Origin of the sequence: Methylosinus sp. R-45379 (assembly GCF_001644125.1) — a bacterium.
GTDB lineage: Bacteria > Pseudomonadota > Alphaproteobacteria > Rhizobiales > Beijerinckiaceae > Methylosinus.
Genome location: NZ_LUUM01000274.1, coordinates 48,507 through 73,239, shown reverse-complemented (window position 1 = coordinate 73,239; position 24,733 = coordinate 48,507). Strand labels below are relative to the sequence as shown.

The following is a 24,733-nucleotide window of genomic DNA, read 5'->3' as shown; positions in this document are numbered from 1 at the left end:
CAAGGGTTCGGCCGCCTCTTATCTCTCGCCCGTCGTCGCGCCGCAACCGTGAGCGCGAGCGCGCGGCCGCGCCCGCCGACCTTTCGAAAAGAAATTGGCAAATCGAAAGGAACATGTGCGAAAAGGCGGCCTCCGCCGGCTCATCGCCGGAGGCTCATCTAGAAAGGTTTGCGCATGCTCGGCGCTCTCGCCAAGAAGATTTTCGGCTCGGCCAACGACCGCCGGCTCAAGACCTATCAGCCGAAGGTCAAGGCGATCAACGCTTTGGAGCCCGAGCTCGCGGCTTTGTCCGATGAGGCGCTGCGTGGGCGCACCGAAGAGTTCCGCGAACGGCTCGCGAACGGCGCGCGACTCGACGATTTGCTCGTTCCGGCCTTCGCCACCGTCCGCGAGGCGGCCAAGCGCGTGCTCGGCCAGAGGCATTTCGACGTCCAGCTGATCGGCGGCATGGTCCTGCACGAGGGCGCCATCGCCGAGATGCGCACCGGCGAGGGCAAGACGCTGGTGGCGACGCTCGCGGTTTATCTCAACGCGCTGCCCAGCCGCGGCGTCCATGTCGTCACCGTCAACGACTATCTCGCCCGCCGCGACGCCGAATGGATGGGCCGGGTCTATCGCTTCCTCGGCCTCAGCGTCGGCGTCATCGTCCATGATATTTCCGACGAGGACCGCGCCGAAGCCTACGCCAGCGACATCACCTACGGCACCAATAACGAGTTCGGCTTCGACTATCTGCGCGACAATATGAAATATGAGCTGGCGCAAATGGTGCAGCGCCCGCATGTCTACGCCATCGTCGACGAGGTGGATTCGATCCTCATCGACGAGGCGCGCACGCCGCTCATCATCTCTGGCCATTCGGACGACAAATCCGATCTCTACAACGCCATCGACAAGCTGATCCCCAAGCTCGACAAGGAAGATTACGAGCTCGACGAGAAGCAGCGCACCGTCAATCTGACGGAGGCCGGCAATGAGCATATGGAGGAGCTGCTGGCCGAGGCCGGCGTGCTCGCCGACGGCGCGCTCTACGAGGCGCAGAACGTCACGCTCGTTCACCATGTCAATCAAGGCTTGCGCGCGCACAAGCTGTTTCAGCGCGACAAGGATTACATCGTCCGCAAGGGCGAGGTCGTCATCATCGACGAGTTCACCGGCCGCATGATGCCGGGCCGGCGCTATTCGGAAGGGCTGCATCAGGCGCTCGAGGCCAAGGAGCGTCAGGCCGTCCAGCCGGAGAACGTCACCCTCGCCTCCATCACCTTCCAGAATTATTTCCGCCTCTATGAGAAGCTCGCCGGCATGACCGGCACGGCCTCGACGGAGGCCGACGAGTTCGCCGAGATCTACAAGCTCGACGTCATCGAGATTCCGACCAATCGCCCGGTGCAGCGCATCGACGAGGACGACGAGGTCTATCGCACCGGCCGCGAGAAGCTCGACGCCATCGCGCACGAGATCGAGGAGGCGAACGCCAAGATGCAGCCGCTGCTCGTCGGCACGACGTCGATCGAGAAGTCCGAGCAGCTCGCCGAATTCCTGCTCTCCAAGGGCTATAAGCAGATCGACTTCTCCGAGCCGACCAAGGCGCTCGCCAAGCTCTATGAGGCGGCGCGCAGCGGCCAGCCGTCGCGGCAATTCGCCGTGCTCAACGCGCGCTTCCACGAGCAGGAGGCCTATATCGTCGCCGAGGCCGGCGTGCCGGGCGCGATCACCATCGCCACCAACATGGCCGGCCGCGGCACCGACATTCAGCTCGGCGGCAACATAGAGATGCGCGTCTCGCAGGAATGCGCCGGGCTCGAGGGCGCCGCGCTCGAGGCGAAGGAGACGGAAATTCGCGCCGAGGTCTCCGATTTCAAGGAGAAGGCGCTGGCCGCCGGCGGCCTCTACATCATCGGCACGGAGCGCCACGAGAGCCGCCGCATCGACAATCAGCTGCGCGGCCGCTCGGGCCGTCAGGGCGATCCCGGCCGCTCGAAATTCTTCCTGTCGCTGCAAGACGATCTCATGCGCATCTTCGGCTCCGAGCGCATGGAGTCGATGCTGGTGAAGCTCGGCCTGCAGGAGGGCGAGGCGATCGTCCATCCCTGGATCAACAAGGCGTTGGAGAAGGCGCAGCACAAGGTCGAGGCGCGCAACTTCGACATTCGCAAGAACATCCTCAAGTTCGACAATGTCATGAACGACCAGCGCAAGGTGATCTTCGAGCGCCGGCGCGAGATCATGGCGGAGGAGAGCGTCGAGGAGACGGTGAACGAGATGCGCGAGGATGTCGTCGCCGAGCTCGTCACGAAGCACATTCCGCCGAATGCCTATGCCGAGGCCTGGGACGTCGAAGGGCTCGCCGAGGCGGCGCGCGCGCAGCTCAATCTCGATCTGCCGATCGAGGATTGGGCGAAGGAAGAAGGCATCGCCGACGAGGAGATCAAGGAGCGCCTGCTCACCGCGGCGAACCGGTCCTATGCCGAGCGCGTCGAGCGCAACACCGAGCAGCTCTCGCGCATGATCGAGAAGCAGGTGGTGCTGCAGGCGCTCGATCATCTGTGGCGCGATCATCTCGTCGTGCTCGATCATCTCCGTCAGGTGATCGGCTGGCGCGGCCTGGCGCAGCGCGATCCGCTCAACGAATATAAGTCCGAGGCGCTCGAGCTGTTCCGCAGCCTGATGACGCATTGGGACGAGACCGTCGTCTCGCAGCTGATGCGCGTCGAGGTTTCATTCGAGGCGCCGCCGGCCCCGGCCGAATTGCCGCCGATGGAATATGTGCATCCTGACCCGAACGCGGCCGGCGGCGGAGAGAGCGCGCTCGCCGAGCTCAACGCCCGCCTTGCCGCCGCCGATTTTTCGTCGCAGGCGACGAGCGGCGGCGTGGCGGAGGCCGAGGCCGCGCGCGATCCCGCGAACCCCGCGACCTGGGGCAAGGTCGGCCGCAACGAGCCCTGCCCCTGCGGCTCGGGCAAGAAGTTCAAGCACTGCCACGGCGCATTGGTGTGAGAAACGCAATGAGCAGCGGGTGGTGAGCGGCGTAACTCACGCTCGCTCGCCGCTGCTCGTCACTCACGACTGACTACTCTCTCGGAGCATTCCTCGTGTCGAAGATCGATTTCTCCAAGGTCCTCATCGCGCAAGGCGGCGGACCGACCGCCGTCATCAATCAGTCTCTCGTCGGCGCCGTGCTGGAGTCGCGCAAGTTCCGCGCGGTGGATCGCGTCTATGGCGCCTATCACGGCGTGCGCGGCATCGTGAATGAGGATTTCGTCGATCTGACGCAAGAGACGACGCATAATCTCGAGATGGTCGCCTGCACGCCTTCCTCGGCGCTGGGCTCGACGCGCGACAAGCCCGATCTCAAATATTGCCACGAGATCTTCGAGGTGCTGCGCGCGCATGAGATCGGCTGCTTCTTCTATATTGGCGGAAACGACAGCTCCGACACGGTGCGCATCGTTTCCGAGGAAGCCATCAAGGCCGATTATCCGCTGCGCGTCGTGCATATTCCGAAGACGATCGACAATGATCTGATGATCAACGATCATACGCCGGGCTTTCCCTCCGCGGCGCGCTGGGTCGCACAGGCCTTCGCCGGCGCCAATCTCGACAATTGGGCGCTGCCCGGCGTCTATATCGCCGTGGTCATGGGCCGCCATGCCGGCTTTCTGACCGCCGCCTCCGCGCTCGGCAAGAAATTCCCGGACGACGGACCGCATCTCATCTATGTGCCCGAGCGCGCCTTCGACACCGAGCGTTTTCTCGCCGACGTCAAAGCGACGATGGACAAATATGGGCGCTGCGTCGTGGCCGTCTCGGAGGGAATCTCCGACGAGAACCATACGCCGATCGCGGTCAAGCTCGCCGAGCAGGTGGAGAAGGACGCGCATGGCAATGTGCATCTGGGCGGCGGCGCTCTCGCCGATATGCTGACCGAGCTCGTCAAGACGAAGCTCGGCTTGAAGCGCGTGCGCGCCGACACTTTCGGCTATGTGCAGCGCAGCTTCGTCGGCTGCGTCTCCGATGTGGATCAGCGCGAGGCGCGCGAGGTCGGCGAGAAGGCGGTGCAGTTCGCGCTATGGGGCGATCGCGACGGCTCCGTGACGATTCACCGCACGGGATTCTACTCTGTGGATTATCGGCTCACGCCGCTCGTGGAGGTCGCCGGCAAGACCAAGGTGATGCCGGCCGAATTTCTGACAGCGGATGGCACGGATGTCACTGACGCCTTCCGGCTTTATCTGCGTCCTCTGCTCGGCTCGGGAATGCCGGACGCGTATAGGCTCCGCTTGAATCCTGTCGCCAAAAAACTGAGAACGTAACGTCTCGAGACTGTCGCACATTCGGCGACGCCCTGGGTCAAGAGCTTGATTTCCAGGGAATTTACTATTTAGAAGGGGGAGACGCCGAGAAAAGGCGCAGGCCCTCTTCCCAAGGCGCGATTCTTGCTTGATTTATATGCGGGCGTCGTGGTTGCATTGCGGGCCGGGACTTATAGACTGGCATCCGCGGTAGACGCCGGAGGCTGGGGGACGGGGGAGAGCGGCGGGCGAAGCCTGTTTGCACCTTTTGTTAGGCCCTCGCTGATATCGAGTGAGGTTGGTTCGATTCGCCACAGCGGGCCGATCGGTCAGGAGACGAGACATGAGCAAGGTCGGCAGCAGCGATTCGAAGAACACGCTCTACTGCTCATTTTGTGGCAAGAGCCAGCATGAGGTGCGCAAGCTCATCGCCGGTCCGACGGTTTTCATCTGCGACGAATGCGTCGAGCTCTGCATGGACATCATCCGCGAGGAGAACAAGTCCATCGTCAAGCAGCGCGACGGCATTCCGACGCCGCGTGAAATCTGCAAGGTCCTCGACGATTATGTGATCGGCCAGGCGCAGGCCAAGCGCGTGCTGTCTGTCGCCGTGCATAATCACTACAAGCGCCTCAACCATGCCGCCAAGCATGGCGACGTCGAGCTGGCGAAATCCAACATTCTGCTCATCGGCCCGACGGGCGTCGGCAAGACGATGCTGGCGCAGACGCTGGCGCGCATCCTCGATGTGCCCTTCACCATGGCCGACGCAACGACGCTCACCGAAGCGGGCTATGTCGGCGAGGATGTCGAGAACATCATCCTCAAGCTGCTGCAGGCCTCCGACTATAATGTCGAGCGCGCGCAGCGCGGCATCGTCTATGTCGACGAGATCGACAAGATCTCGCGCAAATCCGACAACCCGTCGATCACGCGCGATGTGTCGGGCGAGGGCGTGCAGCAGGCGCTGCTGAAGATCATGGAAGGCACCATCGCCTCCGTGCCGCCGCAGGGCGGGCGCAAGCATCCGCAGCAGGAGTTTCTGCAGGTCGACACGACCAACATCCTCTTCATCTGCGGCGGCGCCTTCGCCGGCCTCGAGAAGATCATCTCCTCGCGCGGTCGGGGCACCTCCATCGGCTTCGGCGCCAATGTGCAGGCGCCGGACGAGCGCCGCACGGGCGACATCTTCCGCCATGTGCAGCCGGAGGATCTGCTGAAGTTCGGATTGATTCCGGAATTCGTCGGCCGTCTGCCGGTGATCGCGACGCTCGAGGATCTCGACGAGGAGGCGCTGAAGCGCATCCTCACCGAGCCGAAGAATGCGCTGGTCAAGCAGTATCAACGGCTGTTCGAGATGGAGAGCACCGAGCTCACCTTCCAGGACGAGGCGCTGTCTTCCGTCGCCCGCAAGGCGATCGAGCGTCACACTGGCGCGCGCGGCCTTCGCTCCATCATGGAAGGCATTCTGCTCGACACCATGTTCGAGCTGCCGGGCCTCGAGGGCGTCGAGCAGGTCGTCATCGGCCCCGAGGTGGTCGAGGGCAAGGCGCGTCCGCTCTACATTTATGCAGAGCGCAACGAGAAGAGCGGCGGCGCGAGCGCCTGACGCTTTTTTGGGCGGGGGAGCGCGACTTCTTTCGCAGCCCCCGCCCTTTCTGCCAGATACGTCTGCTTTTCCAGTATCTTGAATCGTTCTGCCGCTAGGCCCATTTGTTGCGTAGTCGCCTTCGACGCCGTTCGTGCGTGAGCGGGTCTCTCGGAAGGCGGATTTCCGCCGGAGCGTCGGGCCTGGAACTTGCAAGCGTCCCTTTAACGTCAGAAGCGTCCCTTTGCGTCAGAGCGTCGCCTCGCCCCGCTTCCCCTGCGGGGAGCGAAACGGAACAGGAAAAAAGATATGACGAACGAAAAGCGCAATTCCATCGTTCCCGGCGCAATCGACAGTTATCCGGTTCTGCCGCTGCGCGACATAGTGGTCTTTCCGCATATGATCGTTCCGCTCTTCGTCGCGCGCGACAAGTCGATCCGCGCGCTGGAAGAGGTGACGAAATCCGAGCGGCTCATTCTGCTCGCGACGCAGAAGAATGCGGGCGACGACGATCCGGCTCCCGACGCGATCTATTCCATCGGCACGCTCGCTTCCGTGCTTCAGCTGCTGAAGCTGCCCGACGGCACTGTCAAAGTGCTGGTGGAAGGCGTCGGCCGCGCCAAGGTGCGCAACTACACGCGCGTCGATGAATATCACGAGGCCGACGCCGAGGCGCTCGGCGACGAGATCGATCAGCCCGTCGAGGTGGAGGCGCTCGGCCGCTCCGTCATCGCCGAGTTCGACTCTTATGTGAAGCTCAACAAGAAGGTCTCGCCGGAGATCGCCGCTGCGGTCACGCAGATCGACGATTTCTCCAAGCTCGCCGACACGGTCGCCTCGCATCTCTCGGTGAAGATCGCCGAGAAGCAGGACGTGCTGGAGACGATCGCCGTCGCCAAGCGTCTCGAGAAATGCCTCGCGCTGATGGAGAGCGAGATCTCCGTGCTGCAGGTGGAGAAGCGCATCCGCACGCGCGTCAAGCGCCAGATGGAGAAGACGCAGCGCGAGTACTATCTCAACGAGCAGATGAAGGCGATCCAGAAGGAGCTGGGCGACGAGGACGGCAAGGACGATCTCGCCGAGCTCGAGGAGCGCATCAAGAACACCAAGCTCTCCAAGGAGGCGCGCGACAAGGCTGTCGCCGAGTTCAAGAAGCTGCGTCAGATGTCGCCCATGTCCGCGGAAGCGACGGTGGTGCGCAATTATCTCGATTGGGTGCTGGCGCTGCCCTGGGGCAAGAAGTCCAAGATCAAGCGCGATCTCGAGGCTGCGCAGGGCGTTCTCGACTCCGATCACTTCGGCCTGGAGAAGGTCAAGGAGCGCATTCTCGAATATCTCGCCGTGCAGAGCCGCGCCAATAAGCTGACCGGCCCGATCCTGTGCCTCGTCGGCCCGCCCGGCGTCGGCAAGACCTCGCTCGGCAAGTCGATCGCCAAGGCCACGGGCCGCGAGTTCGTGCGTATGTCGCTCGGCGGCGTGCGCGATGAGGCGGAGATCCGCGGCCATCGCCGCACCTATATCGGCTCCATGCCCGGCAAGATCATCCAGTCGATGCGCAAGGCGAAGACGTCCAACCCGCTCTTCCTGCTCGACGAGATCGACAAGATGGGCATGGATTTCCGCGGCGATCCGTCGTCCGCTCTGCTCGAGGTGCTCGATCCGGAGCAGAACGCCACTTTCGCGGATCACTATCTCGAGGTCGATTACGACCTGTCCAATGTCATGTTCGTGACGACGTCGAACACGCTGAACATCCCTGCGCCCTTGATGGACCGCATGGAGCTCATCCGTATCGCCGGCTACACGGAGGACGAGAAGGCCGAGATCGCGCGCAAGCATCTCATTCCGAACGCGGTCAAGAAGCATGGCCTCGCCGCCGACGAATGGTCGATCGACGACGAAGCGCTGCTGACGCTGGTGCGCCGCTACACGCGGGAAGCCGGCGTGCGTAATCTCGAGCGCGAACTCTCCAATCTCGCCCGCAAGGCGGTGAAGGAAATCCTGCTGTCCAAGGAAAAGGGCAAGAAGGTCCACGTCACCAATGACAACATCACCGACTATCTCGGCGTCCACAAATATCGCTACGGCGAGGCGGAGCTCGAGGATCAGGTGGGCGTCGTCACCGGCCTCGCCGTCACCGGCGTCGGCGGCGAGCTGCTGACGATCGAAGGCGTGATGATGCCCGGCAAGGGCAAGATGACCGTGACCGGCAATCTGCAGGAGGTGATGAAGGAGTCGATCTCCGCGGCCGCCTCTTATGTGCGCTCCCGCGCTGTCGATTTCGGCATCGAGCCGCCTTTGTTCGACCGCCGCGACATCCATGTGCATGTGCCGGAAGGCGCGACGCCCAAGGATGGCCCCTCGGCCGGCACGGCGATGGCGACGACGATCGTGTCGATCCTCACCGGCATTCCGGTGCGCCGCGACATCGCCATGACCGGCGAGATCACGCTGCGCGGCCGCGTGCTGCCGATCGGCGGCCTGAAGGAGAAGCTGCTCGCGGCGCTGCGCGGCGGCCTCAAGAAGGTGCTGATCCCGGAAGAGAACGCCAAGGATTTGGCCGATATTCCGGACTCGGTGAAGAATGGCCTCGAGGTCGTGCCGGTGTCTCGAATGGACGAGGTGCTCGCCCATGCGCTCGTGCGTCAGCCGACGCCGATCGTCTGGGAGGAGCCCACGGCTCAGATCGCCAAGGCGGTCGTCGAGGACGACGCGGCCGGCGTGCGCGCCCACTGAAGGCTTCGGCCCCTCTGCCTGCGGCTCTGCCGCGGGGGAGGGGCCGCCGCCCTCGGGCTCGGCCGCTCGAAGCCCGGCTTTCCGCAGATTTCCCCATAGTCTCGCCCTCAGGCGTCCGGAATTCCAGGGATTCCGGCGGCGCCTTTTCTTCTAACCCTTGCTTTTGCTGACATTCCGGCACATCACTCCTCTGTGCCGGGTCCGAACGATTCGACGCCGCTCGATTTTCGGCGCTCAGCCCGTGTCGACGACCGGCTCCCGGCGGAAGCAGAAGGGATGAGACCATGGTCAATAAATTGGAACTGGTCGAGCACGTCGCCGAGGCGACCGAAACCTCGAAGGCCGCCGCCGCCGCCGCCATCGACGCAGTGATCGACGGCATCACTTTGGCCCTCAAGAAGGGCGAAGAGGTGCGTCTCGTTGGTTTCGGCACCTTTTCGGTCAAGAAGCGCGCGGCCGGCAAGGGCCGTAATCCCGCGACCGGCGAAGAGATCAAGATCCCCGCTTCCAAGAGCGCCCGTTTCAAGCCCGGCGCCACGCTCAAAGCGGCGCTCAACAAGACCAAGTGAGCCGAGCAAGGCTGGCCTGCCGCGCCGATTCCCCCTTTCGACCGGATTTCTAGGCTCGCCGCCGGGGCGCGAACGTCGCCGGCGGCATTGTCGTTTCAAAACGCCTGCGCAACCCGTCTTGCGCGGAGGGGGCGCCCTCCCGTAAACAATGCGGCGTCGACCCCGGTCGGCGCGCGGGCGGTTAGCTCAGTTGGTAGAGCGTCTCGTTTACACCGAGAATGTCGGCGGTTCGAGCCCGTCACCGCCCACCACGCCGCGCTCGGGAGAGACCCCGTCATTCGGCCGCGCCGGGAGCGCGCGGAAGGGCGGGAGTTGGCCGCAAGGGATGAGAGACGCAGCGCCGAGAGCATGAGCCGAAATTTCGTCCTTCTCCTCGCCATGGCCGCATTGCTCGCGGCGCCTTCGGCCCGCGCCGAGGAGATGTCGTTCCATCTCGCGACGACGGCGAACGCCCGCTGCGCCGACCATTGCCCGCGCGTCATCGTGGCGGAGGGCGAGATCGTCGAGGACACGGCCGACGCTTTTGTGGGCTTTCTGCGCGAGCAGGGACGCGAGACCGAGCTGCGCAGCATCGTGCTGCTCGACTCGCCCGGCGGCCGTGTGCTCGCCTCCATGCAGCTCGGCCAGGCGCTGCGCCGCCTCGGCATGGCGGTGATCGTCGCCCGCGTCGAGCCGGCGAGCGGCGCGCTGGTTTCCGGCCGCTGCTATTCCGCCTGCGTCTATGCGCTGATGGGCGGCCGCAAGCGGGTGATCCCGCGCCAGAGCCGCGTCGGCGTCCATCGCATGTTCAATTATGTCGATGGTGTCGATCCGACCAGCGGCGAGACGCTGCGCGAGCGCCGCTACGACGATGGCGGGATGCGCCGCACGCTCACCCGCTACAGCGATTCCATGGGCGTCAGCCGCGATCTCATCGCATTGGCGGAGCGCACCTCGCCGGATCGCGTTCACCTTCTTTCCGCCGCCGAGATCGCCCGCTGGCGGCTCGGCTCGCCAAAGCTGTAAAAGAGCCGTCGAGCGGGGAATTCCTCGGCGCATCCATTCAACCTGCAGGATCGGTCGTTCCATGAAACATATCATCGAAGGTCTCGAGCAGCGGCGCGCCTCGGCGCGTCTCGGCGGCGGCGTCAAGCGCATCGACGCGCAGCATGCGCGCGGCAAGCTCACGGCGCGCGAGCGTATCGAGCTGCTGCTCGATCACGGCTCCTTCGAGGAGTTCGACATGTTCGTCGAGCACCGCTGCGCCGATTTCGGCATGGACAAGGGCGAGAAAATCTCCGGCGACGGCGTCGTCACCGGCTGGGGCACGGTCAATGGCCGCGCCGTCTTCGTCTTCGCCAAGGATTTCACCGTCTTCGGCGGCTCTCTTTCGGAGACCCACGCCCAGAAAATCACCAAGCTGCAGGATATGGCGCTCAAGAACCGGGCGCCGATCATCGGCCTGTTCGACGCCGGCGGCGCGCGCATTCAGGAGGGCGTCGCGGCGCTCGGCGGCTATGGCGAGGTGTTCCAGCGCAATGTGATGGCCTCGGGCGTCATTCCGCAGATTTCCGTCATCATGGGACCCTGCGCCGGCGGCGACGTCTATTCGCCGGCCATGACCGACTTCATCTTCATGGTGCGCGACACGAGCTATATGTTCGTCACCGGCCCGGACGTCGTGAAGACCGTGACCAATGAGACGGTGACGGCGGAGGAGCTCGGCGGCGCCTCGGTGCATACCACCAAGAGCTCCATCGCCGACAAGGCCTTCGACAATGACGTCGAGGCGCTGCTGCAGATGCGCCGGCTCATCGATTTCCTGCCCTCCTCGAATAAGGAGGAGCCGCCGGAGTGGCCGAGCTTCGACGAGGCCGAGCGGCTCGACGCCTCGCTGGATACTCTGGTCCCCGACAATCCGAACAAGCCCTATGATATCAAGGAGCTGATCACGAAGATCGCCGATGAGGGCGATTTCTTCGAGATTCAGGAGACCCACGCCAAGAACATCGTCGTCGGCTTCGGCCGCATCGAGGGCCGCACGGTCGGCTTCGTCGCCAATCAGCCCATGGTGCTCGCCGGCGTGCTCGACATCGACGCCTCCAAGAAGGCGGCGCGTTTCGTGCGCTTCTGCGACTGCTTCAATATTCCGATCGTCACCTTCGTCGACGTTCCGGGCTTCCTGCCGGGCACGGCGCAGGAATATGGCGGCCTCATCAAGCACGGCGCCAAGCTGCTCTTCGCCTATGCCGAGGCCACTGTGCCGAAAGTGACGCTCATCACCCGCAAAGCCTTTGGCGGCGCCTATGACGTCATGGCCTCCAAGCATTTGCGCGGCGATGTGAATTACGCATGGCCTTCGGCGCAGATCGCCGTCATGGGCGCCAAGGGCGCCGTCGAGATCATCTTTCGCGCCGATATCGGCGACGCGGAGAAGATCGCCCAGCGCACCAAGGAATATGAGGACCGCTTCCTGTCGCCCTTCGTCGCCGCCGAGCGCGGCTACATAGACGAGGTCATCATGCCGAGCGCCACGCGCAAGCGTATCGCCCGCGCGCTCGCCCTGCTGCGCCACAAGGAATTGGAAAATCCCTGGAAGAAGCACGACAATATCCCGCTCTGACCTATCCTTTCAGGTAGGGAGGCGCGCCGGCTCCCCGGGTGGGTCGGCGCGCCTTTTCGCTCGAGCGGAGAACAGCCTGCCCCGAAGTCGGGCGCCCTCCGCACAATTTCATTCCAGCGGCAGGCTTTTTTGGGTGACAAAACGCCACGGCTGTCATAATGTCCCCCTCGCCGAGCTGGCTAAAAACATATGAACGCAGAATGCGTTCGACCAATCGCTGGCTGAGGTCCAAGTCGGGGAGGACGCCGGAACTCTGCACGTCTCGCGAGACGCTCCACACTATTCTCGCGGATGGCGCCTATCGACGAGTCCGGTCAAAGGACGGGTACCAAAGAGTGGGGAGAGGCAAGGGCCGTCCCCGCTCTTTGTGTATGTAGAGCTATGATAGAGCTTTTCACTCGATAGATAGCTCCTGCCTATGAAGCGGCTCCCCGCCGCCGCAGCTCTTCCCAGAGCCCCACTCGCAACCTTCGGAGAAACGGAAAATGTCCATCAAGCGGATCGGCGCCGGCGCGCGCATGAGCAAGGCCGTCGTGCATGGCGGCGTGATCTATACCGCGGGCCAGGTGGCCGAGGCGGCCAAGGGCGGTCCGGTCGCCGATCAGACGCGCGAGATTCTCGGCCTCATCGACACGATTCTGCAGGAGGCCGGCAGCGAGAAGGCGAAGATTCTCTCCGCCACCATCTATCTCGCCGATATCGCCACTTTCGCCGAGATGAACTCGGTTTGGGACGTCTGGGTCGACAAGAGCAATCCGCCGGCGCGCGCGACGGTCGAGGCGAAGCTCGTCACGCCCGATTACAGGATAGAGATCGCCGTCATCGCGGCGCTGTGACGCCGGTCAGCGGATTGTCGGGATCATAGGCGTAGCGCAGGGTCTCGAAGCGCATGGAGCGGGCGTCCATCAGCAGCAGGCGCCCGACCAGCCCCTCGCCGAAGCCGACGATCTCGCGGATGATTTCCAGCGCCATCATCGCGCCGACGATTCCGGTGAGCGCGCCGAGTACGCCGGCCTCCTCGCAGCTCGGCACGGCGCCCGCTGGCGGCGCCGCCGGGAAGAGGCAGCGATAGGTCGGGTTGGGGCGGCCCTCGGCGTCGTTCTCGAAGGGGCGCAGCGTCGTCAGCGAGGCGTCGAAGCCGCCGACCGCCGCCGTGACGAGCGGCTTTTTTTCGAAGAAGCAGGCGTCCGAGACGAGATAGCGCGTCGAAAAATTATCGGAGCCGTCGGCGATGATGTCGTAACCCGCTATCAGCGCTCGCGCATTGTGCTCCGTGAGGCGCAGCGCATGGGGCTCGACATGCACATGCGGGTTGAGCCGATGGATGGCGTCCTTGGCGCTGTCCACCTTCAGCCGCCCGACGGCGGTGGTATGGTGAATCACCTGCCGCTGCAGATTGGACAGCGAGACCTCGTCGTCATCGACAATGCCCAGCACGCCGACGCCGCCCGCCGCGAGATATTGCAGCAGCGGCGACCCGAGCCCGCCCGCGCCGACGACGAGCACGCGCGCTTTCTTCAGCCGCTGCTGGCCCGGCCCGCCGACCTCGCGCAGAACGATATGGCGCGCGTAGCGCTCGATTTCTTCGGCTGAGAGGCTCATGTCGTTTTTCCTGCGCCGAAGCTCACGCGGCGGCCGCGTTCGTCGTGATATTTAGCAGCTTCGCGGCGAGCGCGAAATCGGAGGAGAAGATGACGCCGCCTCGCCTCGAAACTCTGGCGCCAGAGGCGCAAGAGCGTCTCGCTATGGCGATCCAGAGCAATCCGCATAATGCCGTCATCCTCGAGCGTCTGCCGAGCCTTCGCCTCGCGGACGCCTGGCTCGTCGCCGGCTGCCTGTTCCAGACGGTTTGGAATCTCGACAGCGGCCGGCCGGCGACGCAGGACATATTCGATTACGACATTTTCTATTTCGACGAGGATATCTCCTATGAGGCGGAGGATCGCGCCATTCGCCGCGCTCGCGCGCTCTTCGCCGATCTTCCCATTCGCGTCGATTTGAAGAATCAGGCGCGCGTGCATCTTTGGTATGGCGAGCGCTTCGGTCCGGGCTATCCGCAGCTGCGCAGCAGCGCCGATGGCGTCGATCGTTTTCTCATCGAATGCACGCGCGTCGCCGCGCGGCGTGTGGACGACGCGCTGGAGCTCTATGCGCCGGCGCGTCTCGACGATCTCTTCGCCGGCGTGCTGCGCCCCAATCCGCTCAATCCGCGGCCGGAGCTGTTCGCGGCGAAAGCCGCGAGCCTTCGCGCGCGCTGGCCCTTTCTCACCATCGCCGAAACGCACGCGTGATCCGCGTGAAAGCGTTTTCGCGCTTGCATAAAACGCCGTCGCAGACTTTCCTTGAACAGGCGCTGATTCGGCGCTTTGTCCCGCAAGGACCGCCTATGAACCTACCGGCCCCGCCCACCGGACTCTATCCCGAAGACTATGAGAGAATCGAAGCCGCGGTGATGGAGACCGTGCGCGGCCGCTGGTTCCTGCTCGAATATGCGCGCCGTCAGCGCGTCGAGGAGACCGAGCGGCTCGTGCTCGCGGTGGATCGTCTGGAGCGCATCGCTGCGCGCGCGGAGGAGCGCGCAGAGGAGCAGGAGGCCGCCTCCGATTGGCGCCTGCCGCGACGCCTCGTCGAGCGCGCGCAGGAATTCGCGCGCACGCTGCGCGCCAGCGGCGTCGAGGAGAAGCTCTGCGCGCAGGCCGATGCGCTGGTCGAGCAATTCTCCAAATTGCTCGACGCGCCCGCCGCGGAGCCGGAAGAAGCGCCGCGCGCGATCATCGAGTCCGCGACGATCGAGATCATCGACGAGCCGCATCGAATCCAAGAGGAGCGCGTCGAGCCGATTCTCGAGATCGAGGTGGCGGATGAGCCGATAGAAATCGCCGAGGTCGAGACTCTCGTGGAGGCGGAGCCGATCGACGCCGAGCCGATCTTGGTCGAATCCTTCGAGATGGAATCTGTCGTCGCCGAGCCGATCGAGATCGAGGCCGTCGCTTCCGAGCCCGAGCCTGTCGATTTTGAGCCTGTCGCTTTCGAGCCCGAGCGCGTCGCGCAGCTGGAGGAGCCGCCGCAGGCGATAGAGATCACAGAATCTGCCGTTGCCGCCGAGCCGGCGTCCAATGAGATCGTGTTCGAGGAATTCGTCGCTCGCGCGATTCTGCCGGAGGAGACTGCGCCGGTCGAACTCGATGCGCCACGCATCGATGCGCCCAAATTCGGCGCGCGCGAATCCGGCTCGCCCAAGATCAGCCTTCCGAAGACCACGCCGGCGAAGACCGAACCGGCGCTGCCGGTCGATCCGCGCCTCGTGGCGCTGTCACGGCTCGATCATCTCTCCCTGCACGAAAAGCTTCGGCTGTTTGGCTGAGCAGGCCTTGCCGGCGGCCGCCTGAGCCGCCGCCGCATCCACGCCGTTCTGATGCGCGAGCGCGACATTGCCGAGAAACTGCTGCGCGCTCGCTTCCCAGGTGAAGGTCAGCGCATGGGCGCGCGGCACGGCTGAGGGAATCTCCGTCGCCGCGAGACAGGCCGCCTGCAAATCCTCGCTCAGCACGCCGGCGCCGCTCGCGCCGACCACATCCAGCGGCCCCGCTACTGGAAAAGCGGCGACCGGCAGGCCGCAGGCCATTGCCTCCAGCAGCACCATTCCGAAAGTGTCGGTGCGGCTCGGAAAGACGAACACATCCGAGCTGGCGTAGAGCGTGGCCAGTTCCGCGCTGGTCTTCACGCCGAGAAAGCGCGCCTGCGGATAGGCCGCCTCGAGCGCCGCGCGCGCCGGCCCGTCGCCGGCGACGAGCTTGGTGCCCGGCAGATCGAGCGCGAGGAACGCCTCGATGTTCTTCTCCACCGCGAGCCGGCCGGCATAGAGATAGAGCGGCCGCGGATAGCCGAGATCGACCGCCTTATCTGGGTGAAAGAGCTGGTGATCGACGCCGCGCGACCAGCGCATCAGCCGGCGGAAGCCTCTCGCGGAGAGCTCCTGCGCCAGCGTCTGCGTCGAGACCATCGTCCCCGCGCCGCTATTGTGGAAGCGGCGCAGCAGCGCATAGGTCACGCCGACCGGAAAGCGCGTGCGGGCGTGAATATATTCGGGAAAGCGCGTGTGATAGCTCGTGGTGAAGCGCCGCCCCTGGCGCAGGCAGCAGGCGCGCGTCGCCATGCCCACCGGCCCTTCGGTGGCGATATGGACATGGTCGTAGCCCTGCGCCAGACGCTTCGCCACCGCTCCCGCCGAGGCGAAGGCGAGCTGAATTTCCGGATAGGTCGGCATGGGGATGGAGGAGAAATCCTGCGGGGTCAGGAAATCGATCGACGCGCCGAGCGCGCTCGCCGCGCTCGCCATCGCCTCCAAGGAACGCACGACACCGTTGACTTGCGGACGCCAGGCGTCCGTCGCGATCAATATCCGCATCAGGCGGCGGCCCTCGCCTGCGGCAGGGCCGGCGGCTGCTGCGCGGCGGCTTCTGCCGCCGCCTCCTGCTCCTTGGCGGTCTTCCGCCAATAGAGGATCTCGAAGCGGCCGTCGGAATGCTCGGCGATCGCCGTGCAGCTCTCGACGAAATCGCCGGTGTTCACATAGAGCATCCCCTCTATGTGGCGGATCGTCGCGTGATGAATGTGGCCGCAGACGACGCCGTCCACGCCGCGCCGCGCCGCTTCCGCCGCCAGAGTCTGCTCGAAATCGCCGATGAAGTTCACGGCGTTCTTCACCTTCAGCTTGGCCCAGGCGGAGAAGGACCAATAGTCGACGCCGAACAGGCGGCGCACGCGATTGGCCCAGGTGTTGGCGAAGAGCGCGGCCTCATAGGCCCAGTCGCCGAGAAAGGCGAGCCAGCGCGCATGACGCACCACTATGTCGAACTGATCGCCATGGATGACGAGCATTTTCTTGCCGTCGGCGGTCTCGTGAATATCGGTCTCCGCGACCTCGACGCCGCCGAACTCCATGCCGGTGTAGTCGCGCGCGAATTCGTCGTGATTGCCGGGCACATAGACGACGCGCGCGCCCTTGCGCGCCTTGCGCAGCAGCTTCTGCACGACGTCATTGTGCGCCTGCGGCCAATACCAGCCGCCCTTCAAGCGCCAGCCGTCGACGATGTCGCCGACGAGATAGATGGTGTCGGCGTCGTGATGCTTCAGAAAGTCGAGCAGAAGCTCGGCTTGAAGCCCTCTCGTGCCGAGATGGAGATCCGACAGGAACAGTGTCCTGAAGCGCTTGGCGCTCTGCGAATCGGCCAATGAATCGATTGCGGTCATTTTGACGCGCCCGCCTCTTTTTGTGCCGCAGCGTCTCCTTCCCACCAGATTCTTGTTGCGTAACGATGACACCGCGCGAGGCGCGCGGAGTCGTGGCGAATTTCCCGTTCGATATTTCGAACGAATTCGATTATCAACGCGATCATGTCGAAAGGAACGGGCGTCATGGGCGTGGAAGGCCGGGAAAAGCAGAAGATTCTGGAAGCCGGAGCCTTGGCTTTGTCCGGGCAGCTCGGCGCGACTGTCCAGCGTCTGCGCAAGGCCTATAATCTGTCGCTGTCGGAACTCTCCCAGCAGTCCGGCGTCGCCAAATCGATCATCAGCCAGATCGAGCGCAACGAGACCAATCCGACGCTCGCCACGATCTGGCGCCTCGCCCAGGCTCTCGATGTGTCCATCGAGCGTGTGCTGCAGACGACGGAGGACGAGCCCTTCCTCGAGAAGACCAGCCGAGCGGACACGCCGATTCTCGTCTCCGACGACGGCAAGTGCCGGCTCGAGATCATCGGATGGATCAAGACCGTAGAATGGCTGCAATGTTATGAATTCTCCGCCGATCCGGGGGGAGTTCTCGAATCCGACGCGCATCAGCGCGGCTCTGTCGAGAGCCTGTCCATGCGCGAGGGCGAGCTCGAGGTGGAGGTCGCCGGCGCCAAGGAGATCGTGCGCGCGGGCGAGACGTTGCGTTACCGCTGCGACCGCCCGCATGTGATCCGCAATCTGGGGCGGAGCGCCGCCCATGCAACCATGGTCTGCATTCTCAAAGCGGCCGCGATGGAGTGACCATTTGACGAAACTACCGAGCGGCGAGACGGCGGCCGGGCGCCATGCGGAGCTGAGGCTGTCGCTGCTGCAGGCCTCCATCTACGCCATTGTCGGGGTCCAGCTGCCCTTCTTCTCCATCTGGCTGTCGGCGCGCGGGCTCGACGCTTTCGAGATCGCCGCCGTTCTCGCCGTGCAGCCGGTCATTCGCATCGGCTCCATGCTGCTCGCCTCGCGCCGGGCCGATCAGCATGGCGATCATGGCGCGCTGCTCGTCGGCTGCATGGCCGCCGTGGCCGCGGCCTATGCGGTGATGGGGCTCTCCTCCGGCTTCTTCGCATTGCTCGTCGCCGGGGCCATGGTGGCGCTGGCGCAGGGGCCGCTGGCGCCGCTCGCCGATGGCGTCACCTTCGGCGAGGCGCGGCGCCGGCGCGAGGCCGGCCTGCCGCAGCTGCATTATTCATGGGTGCGCGGCTGGGGCTCCATGTCGATCCTGGTCTTTCTCGCCGCCAGCGGGCCGGTCGCCGGCGCGCTCGCGGTGGAGGATATCGTCTGGCTGCTCACCGCTGTCGGAGCCTTCGCCTGCCTCGCCTGCATGGGCTCGCTGATCGGCTTCGGCTCGTCGGGAGCGAGAGAGGAGCGGCAATCCGTCGGCCGCATCGCGCGGCCGGAGCTGGTGGCGCTGGTCATCGTCGCCGCGGCGCTGGTGCAGAGCTCGCATTCGATGGTGAACACATTCGGCGCGCTGCATTGGAAAGAGCAGGGCCATAGCGACACTTTCGTCTCTTTCGCCTGGGTCGCGGCGCTCGCCACCGAGGTGATCGCTTTTCTGATGGCGGCGCGCTGGTTCGGCGGCGAGTCGAAAGCGGGCGCCTTTCTGCTCGTCGGCGCGATCGGCGCCGTGCTGCGCTGGCTGCTGATGTCGGCCGATCCCGGCCCCTATGGGATTTTCTTCGCCCAGGCGCTGCATGGCGCCTCATGCGCGGCGGTGCAGATCGGCCCCGCCTATCTGCTCGCCGAGCTCGGCGGCAAGGAGCGCCTCGCGCAATCGCAAGCCTGGCTGGCGGCGGCCATCGCCGGCGGCAATAGCCTGCTCACCTTCCTGTCCGGACCGCTCTATGCGCAGGCGGGGGAGCGCGCCTATTTGGCGATGGCGGCGGTGGCCTTTCTCGGCCTGCTGCTCTCCTTCGCGGTGGCGCATCTCTGCGCCGGCCGTCACGCTCGGACGGAAGCGGCGCGGAACGCTCACGCCGAGCCCGAGCATTCACGCGCTTGAGCGGCGGCGCATGAAGCCTCCTTTTGAGACGCTCGCACCCAAGTCGGGCTCGCCCGACTTGGGCATTGTCATGCGGAGCTCGGGTAAACCCGCGATCGGCGCGGGCTCCCGGGCGCCTCTTACGAGAGGTCGCCCATGTGCTTTTGCGAGTAGAGCTGCACGCCGAGCTGCTTGATCAGCTCGAGCTGCGTCTCCAGGAAGTCGATATGGCGCTCCTCGCTCTCGACGACCTCTTCGAACAGCAGCTTGCTGACGCGGTCGTTGATCGACAGCGCATAGGCCGCCGCCTCGAGATAGAGAGCGCGGGCGTCGACTTCCGTGGCGAGATCGAGGCGGATGATCTCCTCGACGGACTGGCCGATGCGCAGAGGATCGAGACTCTGCATGTTCGGGAAGCCTTCGAGGAAGAGGATGCGATGCACGAATTTATCGGCGTGCTCCATCTCCTCGATGGATTCGTGACGCCACTTCTTGCCGAGCTCCTTGAAGCCCCAATTATCGAGGATACGATAATGCAGCCAATATTGATTGATCGCCGTCAGCTCGGCGCGGACGCCACGGTTCAGATATTCGATGAGCTTCGCGTCACCGCGCATGGTTCCCCCTTCCGCCCGGCCAGAGCGGACCGGGTCATGCAGCCAATTCGTCGGCGCGACAATTATCGCATTCGCCGGCCCCACTGCAATGATCGGAGGGGATCGCCGCATGCTGATCGACGATCGCGCTGATGTTGCGCGCGCATCGGCCGCAGCGCGGCTCGCACCCCATATGCCGGAAGATCGCGCCGACGCTGGGGCGATCCGATCTTCCTCCGAGAACCTCGCGGACTTGCCCGTCCGAGAGCACATTGCAAGAGCAGACGATCATCTCCGCACCTAGTTTGGAAGGGTTGTAAACTAGCTGTTATTTCAGTAGCTTAACGTACCGTTCCGGTTCTGGCTAGAGGCCTTTGTCGGTTTTCCGACAGCGGTCTCGGGGATCACGGAGACTTCGCAAATCGCGCGCCACGGCCGTTCGGCCGCACCAGATTATTTGTTGTGGATAAGAGACACGGCAAGACCTGGAGCATGCTCGCGCCCGGCTCTTTTGAAAATCTTTCGCGCTGAGAAAGGCTTCAGACGAATCTTCGCGCCGAATCTTCGCGCCTCCAACGGAAGGGCTAAGGTCAGATGTCAGATCTCCCAGATCTTTTTCCCGGCTTCGCCTCGCATTGGATCGATGCGCCCGCCGGCTCGATTTTCGCCCGCTCCGGCGGCTCCGGTCCGCCGCTGCTGCTGCTGCACGGCTTCGGCGAGACTCATGTCGCCTTCGAGAAGATCGCCCCGCGGCTCGCCGAGCGCTTCTTCGTCGTCGCCATGGATCTGCGCGGCTATGGCTGGTCCTCCGCGCCTGCGAGCGAGAAGGGCGAGGCCTATACGAAGCGCGCGCAGGGCGAGGACGTCATTGTCGTGATGGAGCAGCTCGGCCATGTGCGTTTCTCGCTCATCGGCCATGATCGCGGCGCGCGCGTCGGCTTTCGTCTGGCGCTCGATCATCCGGGGCGGCTGGAGAAGCTCGCTCTGCTCGATATAGCTCCGCTCGAGGAATCGCTCGGCGATGCAAATCTCAAGCGCCTCGGCCGCGCGCGGCTCTTGTCGCAGCCGGCGCCCAAGCCCGAGCAATTGATCGGCCTAGATCCGAAAGCCTTTCTCGCCGATACGCTGGCGAGCGGAACCAAGAGCGGAACGCTCGACGCTTTCGATGCGCGGGCCTTCGCCCATTATCGCGCCGCCTTCGACGAGCCCTCGCGCATCCACGCCTTTTGCGAGGATTTTCGCGCCGGCGCGGGGCCGGATCGCGAGCTCGATCTCGCCGATCGCGCGGCGGGCGAGAAGATCGTCGTCCCCACTCTGGCGCTATGGGGCGCGGCGAGCTTTTCCGGCCATGGCTCCGCTCTGCTCGAGCAATGGCGCGAATGGGCGGACGATCTTCGCGGCGCCGAGATCGACAGCGGCCATTATCTCGCCGAGGAGGCGCCCGAGGCGACATTCGCCGCGCTCGACCTTTTTCTGTGAGCGAATTTCCCTTCAGCGTCGCTGTGGCGCTCGGCGGCGGCGGCGCGCGCGGCCTCGCCCATATCTCCGTGCTGGAGGCGCTGGACGAATTGGGCGTGCGCCCCTGCGCCATCGCCGGCACGTCGATCGGCGCGATCATCGGCGCCGCTTACGCCGCCGGCTTTTCCGGCGCGCAATTGCGCGCCCATGCGGAGGCGGCGTTCCGCAATCGCATGCGTCTCGCGCGGCGCCTGCTGCGCTCGCGGGCGCGACGGCGGGCGCGCACCTTCTCCGATCTCGCGCATCCGGCGCTGATCGACGCCGAGCGTTTCCTCGACGCCTTCTGGCCGCAGGGCATGCCGGAGACATTCGAGGCGCTGCAAATTCCCTTCACCGCCGTGACGACGGATTTTCGCCTGCGCCGCGAGGCGGCGATCTCGTCTGGTTTGCTGCGTCCGGCGGTCGGCGGCTCCATGGCGATTCCGGGCCTGGTGCGTCCGGTCGCCTATGGCGACAGCTTTCTGATCGACGGCGGCCTCGTCAATCCGCTGCCCTACAATCATCTCGTCGGCCGCGCCGATATCGTGCTCGCCGTCGATGTCTCGGGAACAGCGAGCGGACGCGCGCGCAATCGGCCGCCCTCGCCGATAGAGACGATCATCGTCGCCAGCCAGATCATGATGAACGCCATCAGCGAGCGCATGATCGAGGAGAGCCCGCCCGACGTTCTGATCTCGCCCGCGGTCAATCAATATCTCGCGCTGGATCTCTTCAAGGCCAAGCGCATCTTCGAGGCGGGCGACGCCTGCCGCGCGCAGGTGATCGAAGGATTGCAGAGCGCCGCCGCGCGGCTTTCGCTTCAGCGCCGCGCCTGAAAAAAGGCGCGCAGCAGCTTGGCCGCCTCGCTCTCGCGCAAGCCGCCATAGACCTCCGGCGCATGATGGCAGGTCGTCTGCGAGAAGAATCGCGCGCCATGGTCGACCCCGCCCCCCTTCAAGTCTTCCGCCGAATAATAGAGCCGGCGAATGCGCGCGAAGGAGATGGCCGCCGCGCACATGGCGCAGGGCTCGAGCGTGACATAGAGATCGCAATCGACGAGCCGCTCGCTCCCGAGTGCCGAGCAGGCGGCGCGAATGGCGAGCATCTCCGCATGAGCCGTGGGGTCTTTATCACGCAGCGTGCGATTGCCCGCGACGGCGATGATCTCGCCATTGCGCGCTATGGAAGCGCCGACGGGCACCTCATTCGCGGCGAAGGCTTCGCGCGCGGCGTCGAAGGCGGCGGTGAGGGGGTCGGTCATTCGCCCTGTTCGCTTCGTCTCGCGCCAAAGGGGCGCCAAAGGGCGCGTCTCCACGGCCGAGCGCGGCGAATATCGAGCACGGCCCGACGCGAATCAAGCGGCTGAACTGCCGCCCGCCCGATCGGCCGCTTGAAATCATAGTTCAAAGAGCTATGGTTTGTAGAACTATGGTGCCGTGTGCGCGTCTTCAAAATCAGATGGTTCGCGCGGTTCGCCCGCAGCGAGCGGATCGACGCGAGAGCTTGAACGAAGCGATCGGGCGCGCCGCGCGCGGCCTCATCGACGCTGATTTGGGCGGGGGCCTCATCAAGCAGCGCGTCGCCAGACGGGGCCGAGGACGTTCTGGCGGCTATCGCATGATCATCGCCTTTCGCGTCGAGGAGCGCGCTGTTTTTCTTTACGGCTTCGCCAAGAACGAAAGGGAAAATATCGAGCCGGACGAATTGGAGGATTTGCGCCTCGTGGCGCGCGGATGGCTCGAAGCGACATCGGAACGCATCGAGGCGGCTCTCGAGGATGGAGCAATTCAGGAGGTGCGGCATGACAAAGAAAGCGACGCCTAGCGAGGCTACGAGCCGTTTGCGTGACGCCATTCTCGAAACTGCGGGAGACATGCGCCGCCTCGGCATCATGGACGAGGCGAGTCATGCAAAGATCACATTGCGTCAACTGGACAAGGACCGCGCGCCAGCGCCCGCGCCGATCACGGGCGAGGAAATCCGCGACCTCCGCGAAAAGGCGCGGTTGAGCCAAGCGGTCTTCGCCCGCTATCTCAACCTTACGGTGGGCTATGTCTCTCAGCTCGAGCGCGGCGCAAAGCGGCCGAGCGGCCCCGCGCTCGTTCTGCTCGACCTCATCCGCCGTAAGGGCATAGAAGCGATCTTCTAGACCGGCGTCCGCCTCAATCCCCGCCGGTCCATTCCACCTCCGCGCCGAGCATGCGCAAATTCTCGACGAAGCGCGGATGCGCGCGCTTGATCGGCGTGGCGTTATGGATCATCGAGCGCCCTTCTATGCTCGCCGCCAGCATCAGCAGAGCGATGGCGACGCGGATGATATAGGGGCTCTCCACCTGCGCCGGGACCAGCGGCTTGCCGCCGAAGGCGATGAGCCGATGCGGGTCCGACAGAAACACATGCGCGCCGAATTTGGAGAGCTCGCCGGTCCAGCCGAGCGCGCCGTCATAGACCTTGTTCCAGAACATCACGCTGCCTTCGGCCTTGACGCCGAGCGCGATGAAGATGGGCAGAAGATCGACCGGCAGATAGGGCCAGGGCGCCGCCTCCACTTTCTGCAGCACATTGCGGGTGAAGGGCTCCGCCACTTTCAGCGGGCCATTGGCCCTGGTCTTGGACCAGCCGTCCTCATGGACGACATGCACGCCGAATTTCGCGAAAGTGCGGTCGATCAGCGGAAACTGGTCGGGCGCGGAATTCTTCACCTCGACGCCGCCGCCGGTGATCGCGCCCAGCGCCAGAAAGGTCGCGACCTCGTGGAAGTCTTCCGTGAGATGGAACTCGCCGCCAGTGAGGGAGTCGACCCCGTCTATGGTGAGCTGCGAGGTGCCGATGCCGGAGATGCGCGCGCCGAGCGTCTCCATGAAGGCGCAGAACTCCTGCACATGCGGCTCGGAGGCGGCGTTGTTGAGCTTGGACTGGCCGCTCGCCAGCGCCGCGCACAGCACGAAATTCTCGGTGGTGGTGACGGAGGCGTAGTCGAGCCAGTGCCGCGTCGCGCGCAGCGGGCCGTCGGAGCGGATGACGAGCGAATCGTCGCTGCGCTCGATCGTCGCGCCGAAGGATTTCAGCACCTCTATATGCGGGTCGATCTCGCGCGCGCCGAGCGTGCAGCCCTTCACATCGTCCTCTATGCGGGCGACGCCGAAGCGCGCCAGCAGCGGCGGGGCCAGCATGATGGAGGAGCGCATCTCCGCCGGCAGGCGATGGATCGACGGATCGAAGCGCGTGTCCTCATGGCGCAGCTCGAGCAGGCCGGTCGCAAAATCCATCCGCACGTCGCTGCCGAGCGTGCGGAACAATTCGAGGATCTTCTTGACGTCGGTGATCTCCGGCACGCCATGGATGCGCAGCGGCTCTCTGGTCAGCAGCGTGGCGCAGAGAATGGGCAGCACGGCGTTCTTATTCGCGGAAGGGATGATCCTGCCGCTGAGCGGACGTCCGCCATGCACGATCAGATGAGCCATACCGCCTCCAGACGTCTGTTGCCTCTATGCGCCGAAATAGGGGACCGCGGCCGGCTTTCGCGGGGCTGCGGCCAACTCCCTACGTGGATTCGAGGCCATAACTCGGATTCATGGCGAAT

22 protein-coding genes, 1 tRNA gene and 1 pseudogene are annotated in these 24,733 nt (G+C 64.7%); 17 read left to right on the top strand and 7 right to left on the bottom strand.

Annotated features, from left to right (window positions below):
* Nucleotides 1–174 precede the first annotated feature (174 nt).
* The 9 genes from secA (at nt 175) to A1351_RS17555 (ending at nt 12,623) form a co-directional block, all read left to right on the top strand.
* Complete coding sequence (gene secA / locus A1351_RS17595) at nt 175–2,997, top strand: preprotein translocase subunit SecA (RefSeq protein WP_026599332.1); 2,823 nt, start codon at nt 175–177, stop codon at nt 2,995–2,997.
* Between the two features lie 95 nt (nt 2,998–3,092).
* Nucleotides 3,093–4,313 carry a 6-phosphofructokinase gene (locus A1351_RS17590; RefSeq protein WP_024880937.1) on the top strand — a complete coding sequence of 407 codons (1,221 nt, stop codon included), beginning with the start codon at nt 3,093–3,095 and terminating at the stop codon, nt 4,311–4,313.
* A 322-nt stretch (nt 4,314–4,635) separates the two neighbouring features.
* On the top strand, nt 4,636–5,901 hold the full coding sequence (gene clpX / locus A1351_RS17585; protein ID WP_018266556.1) for an ATP-dependent Clp protease ATP-binding subunit ClpX: 1,266 nt from the start codon (nt 4,636–4,638) through the stop codon (nt 5,899–5,901).
* 288 nt (nt 5,902–6,189) lie between these two features.
* Complete coding sequence (lon, locus tag A1351_RS17580; protein WP_024880936.1) at nt 6,190–8,616, top strand: endopeptidase La; 2,427 nt, start codon at nt 6,190–6,192, stop codon at nt 8,614–8,616.
* Nucleotides 8,617–8,900: 284 nt separating this feature from the next.
* Complete coding sequence (locus A1351_RS17575) at nt 8,901–9,185, top strand: HU family DNA-binding protein (protein WP_036291148.1); 285 nt, start codon at nt 8,901–8,903, stop codon at nt 9,183–9,185.
* A 175-nt stretch (nt 9,186–9,360) separates the two neighbouring features.
* Nucleotides 9,361–9,436, top strand: a tRNA-Val gene (locus A1351_RS17570).
* 97 nt (nt 9,437–9,533) lie between these two features.
* On the top strand, nt 9,534–10,190 hold the full coding sequence (locus tag A1351_RS17565) for a hypothetical protein (RefSeq protein WP_024880934.1): 657 nt from the start codon (nt 9,534–9,536) through the stop codon (nt 10,188–10,190).
* Nucleotides 10,191–10,251: 61 nt separating this feature from the next.
* Nucleotides 10,252–11,787, top strand: coding sequence for an acyl-CoA carboxylase subunit beta (locus A1351_RS17560; RefSeq protein ID WP_018266552.1), 1,536 nt, complete (start codon nt 10,252–10,254; stop codon nt 11,785–11,787).
* A gap of 485 nt (nt 11,788–12,272) precedes the next feature.
* Complete coding sequence (locus tag A1351_RS17555) at nt 12,273–12,623, top strand: RidA family protein (protein WP_064033595.1); 351 nt, start codon at nt 12,273–12,275, stop codon at nt 12,621–12,623.
* Here A1351_RS17555 and A1351_RS17550 read toward each other — a convergent pair.
* Entirely contained in the window at nt 12,607–13,389 is a 783-nt protein-coding gene (locus tag A1351_RS17550; RefSeq protein WP_024880930.1) for a molybdopterin-synthase adenylyltransferase MoeB, read from the bottom strand. The two genes, A1351_RS17555 and A1351_RS17550, sit on opposite strands and share 17 nt — an antisense overlap.
* Before the next feature lie 89 nt (nt 13,390–13,478).
* Between A1351_RS17550 and A1351_RS17545 the strand changes: the two genes are divergently transcribed.
* On the top strand, nt 13,479–14,078 hold the full coding sequence (locus A1351_RS17545) for a nucleotidyltransferase family protein (protein ID WP_051465538.1): 600 nt from the start codon (nt 13,479–13,481) through the stop codon (nt 14,076–14,078).
* Nucleotides 14,079–14,173: 95 nt separating this feature from the next.
* Nucleotides 14,174–15,151, top strand: a complete 978-nt coding sequence (locus tag A1351_RS17540; protein ID WP_024880928.1) for a hypothetical protein — start codon at nt 14,174–14,176, stop codon at nt 15,149–15,151.
* On the opposite strand, the gene A1351_RS17535 is transcribed toward A1351_RS17540, so the two are convergent.
* Together A1351_RS17535 and A1351_RS17530 are read right to left on the bottom strand one after the other, a co-directional pair.
* Complete coding sequence (locus A1351_RS17535; RefSeq protein ID WP_024880927.1) at nt 15,101–16,195, bottom strand: glycosyltransferase family 1 protein; 1,095 nt, start codon at nt 16,193–16,195, stop codon at nt 15,101–15,103. The two genes, A1351_RS17540 and A1351_RS17535, sit on opposite strands and share 51 nt — an antisense overlap.
* Entirely contained in the window at nt 16,195–17,040 is an 846-nt protein-coding gene (locus A1351_RS17530; protein WP_064033593.1) for a UDP-2,3-diacylglucosamine diphosphatase, read from the bottom strand. Before A1351_RS17530 ends, A1351_RS17535 begins: the two co-directional genes overlap by 1 nt.
* A 165-nt stretch (nt 17,041–17,205) precedes the next feature.
* Between A1351_RS17530 and A1351_RS17525 the strand changes: the two genes are divergently transcribed.
* The gene (locus A1351_RS17525; protein WP_024880925.1) at nt 17,206–17,823 is read left to right on the top strand and encodes a helix-turn-helix domain-containing protein; all 618 of its coding nucleotides are present in this window, start codon (nt 17,206–17,208) and stop codon (nt 17,821–17,823) included.
* Nucleotides 17,824–17,827: 4 nt separating this feature from the next.
* Nucleotides 17,828–19,078 carry an MFS transporter gene (locus A1351_RS17520; RefSeq protein WP_064033592.1) on the top strand — a complete coding sequence of 417 codons (1,251 nt, stop codon included), beginning with the start codon at nt 17,828–17,830 and terminating at the stop codon, nt 19,076–19,078.
* A 119-nt stretch (nt 19,079–19,197) separates the two neighbouring features.
* Here the strand turns inward: A1351_RS17520 and bfr are convergent, their stop codons facing one another.
* Nucleotides 19,198–19,674, bottom strand: a complete 477-nt coding sequence (bfr, locus tag A1351_RS17515; RefSeq protein ID WP_018264261.1) for a bacterioferritin — start codon at nt 19,672–19,674, stop codon at nt 19,198–19,200.
* A gap of 34 nt (nt 19,675–19,708) precedes the next feature.
* Nucleotides 19,709–19,945: a bacterioferritin-associated ferredoxin gene (locus A1351_RS17510; protein ID WP_018264260.1), complete on the bottom strand. Its 237-nt coding sequence runs from the start codon at nt 19,943–19,945 to the stop codon at nt 19,709–19,711.
* A gap of 302 nt (nt 19,946–20,247) precedes the next feature.
* Here A1351_RS17510 and A1351_RS17505 point away from each other — a divergent pair, with 302 nt between their 5' ends.
* Both A1351_RS17505 and A1351_RS17500 read left to right on the top strand, forming a co-directional pair.
* Nucleotides 20,248–21,132, top strand: a complete 885-nt coding sequence (locus A1351_RS17505; protein WP_064033591.1) for an alpha/beta fold hydrolase — start codon at nt 20,248–20,250, stop codon at nt 21,130–21,132.
* Nucleotides 21,129–21,986 (top strand): patatin-like phospholipase family protein, encoded by an 858-nt coding sequence (locus tag A1351_RS17500; protein WP_064033590.1) that lies wholly within the window; start codon nt 21,129–21,131, stop codon nt 21,984–21,986. The genes A1351_RS17505 and A1351_RS17500 overlap by 4 nt, the downstream gene beginning before the upstream one ends.
* On the opposite strand, the gene A1351_RS17495 is transcribed toward A1351_RS17500, so the two are convergent.
* Nucleotides 21,971–22,411, bottom strand: a complete 441-nt coding sequence (locus A1351_RS17495; protein WP_064033589.1) for a nucleoside deaminase — start codon at nt 22,409–22,411, stop codon at nt 21,971–21,973. The genes A1351_RS17500 and A1351_RS17495 overlap by 16 nt on opposite strands.
* Nucleotides 22,412–22,588: 177 nt before the next feature.
* Between A1351_RS17495 and A1351_RS17490 the strand changes: the two are divergent.
* Both A1351_RS17490 and A1351_RS17485 read left to right on the top strand, forming a co-directional pair.
* Nucleotides 22,589–22,974 (top strand): annotated as a pseudogene (locus A1351_RS17490) (type II toxin-antitoxin system RelE/ParE family toxin).
* Nucleotides 22,952–23,299: a DNA-binding transcriptional regulator gene (locus A1351_RS17485; RefSeq protein WP_064033588.1), complete on the top strand. Its 348-nt coding sequence runs from the start codon at nt 22,952–22,954 to the stop codon at nt 23,297–23,299. Before A1351_RS17490 ends, A1351_RS17485 begins: the two are co-directional and overlap by 23 nt.
* 13 nt (nt 23,300–23,312) lie before the next feature.
* Here the strand turns inward: A1351_RS17485 and A1351_RS17480 are convergent, their stop codons facing one another.
* Nucleotides 23,313–24,614, bottom strand: a complete 1,302-nt coding sequence (locus tag A1351_RS17480; protein ID WP_024880917.1) for a UDP-N-acetylglucosamine 1-carboxyvinyltransferase — start codon at nt 24,612–24,614, stop codon at nt 23,313–23,315.
* Nucleotides 24,615–24,733: the final 119 nt, after the last annotated feature.

Bases quoted from the DNA above. Each gene is read 5' to 3' on its own strand.
- A1351_RS17550 (WP_024880930.1), bottom strand. From the start codon at position 13,389: ATGAGCCTCTCAGCCGAAGAAATCGAGCGCTACGCGCGCCATATCGTT.
- clpX (WP_018266556.1), top strand. From the start codon at position 4,636: ATGAGCAAGGTCGGCAGCAGCGATTCGAAGAACACGCTCTACTGCTCA.
- A1351_RS17555 (WP_064033595.1), top strand. From the start codon at position 12,273: ATGTCCATCAAGCGGATCGGCGCCGGCGCGCGCATGAGCAAGGCCGTC.
- A1351_RS17540 (WP_024880928.1), top strand. From the start codon at position 14,174: ATGAACCTACCGGCCCCGCCCACCGGACTCTATCCCGAAGACTATGAG.
- A1351_RS17485 (WP_064033588.1), top strand. From the start codon at position 22,952: ATGACAAAGAAAGCGACGCCTAGCGAGGCTACGAGCCGTTTGCGTGAC.
- A1351_RS17530 (WP_064033593.1), bottom strand. From the start codon at position 17,040: ATGACCGCAATCGATTCATTGGCCGATTCGCAGAGCGCCAAGCGCTTC.
- A1351_RS17495 (WP_064033589.1), bottom strand. From the start codon at position 22,411: ATGACCGACCCCCTCACCGCCGCCTTCGACGCCGCGCGCGAAGCCTTC.
- secA (WP_026599332.1), top strand. From the start codon at position 175: ATGCTCGGCGCTCTCGCCAAGAAGATTTTCGGCTCGGCCAACGACCGC.
- A1351_RS17480 (WP_024880917.1), bottom strand. From the start codon at position 24,614: ATGGCTCATCTGATCGTGCATGGCGGACGTCCGCTCAGCGGCAGGATC.
- lon (WP_024880936.1), top strand. From the start codon at position 6,190: ATGACGAACGAAAAGCGCAATTCCATCGTTCCCGGCGCAATCGACAGT.
- A1351_RS17535 (WP_024880927.1), bottom strand. From the start codon at position 16,195: ATGCGGATATTGATCGCGACGGACGCCTGGCGTCCGCAAGTCAACGGT.
- A1351_RS17545 (WP_051465538.1), top strand. From the start codon at position 13,479: ATGACGCCGCCTCGCCTCGAAACTCTGGCGCCAGAGGCGCAAGAGCGT.
- bfr (WP_018264261.1), bottom strand. From the start codon at position 19,674: ATGCGCGGTGACGCGAAGCTCATCGAATATCTGAACCGTGGCGTCCGC.
- A1351_RS17565 (WP_024880934.1), top strand. From the start codon at position 9,534: ATGAGCCGAAATTTCGTCCTTCTCCTCGCCATGGCCGCATTGCTCGCG.
- A1351_RS17575 (WP_036291148.1), top strand. From the start codon at position 8,901: ATGGTCAATAAATTGGAACTGGTCGAGCACGTCGCCGAGGCGACCGAA.
- A1351_RS17560 (WP_018266552.1), top strand. From the start codon at position 10,252: ATGAAACATATCATCGAAGGTCTCGAGCAGCGGCGCGCCTCGGCGCGT.
- A1351_RS17525 (WP_024880925.1), top strand. From the start codon at position 17,206: ATGGGCGTGGAAGGCCGGGAAAAGCAGAAGATTCTGGAAGCCGGAGCC.
- A1351_RS17505 (WP_064033591.1), top strand. From the start codon at position 20,248: ATGTCAGATCTCCCAGATCTTTTTCCCGGCTTCGCCTCGCATTGGATC.
- A1351_RS17510 (WP_018264260.1), bottom strand. From the start codon at position 19,945: ATGATCGTCTGCTCTTGCAATGTGCTCTCGGACGGGCAAGTCCGCGAG.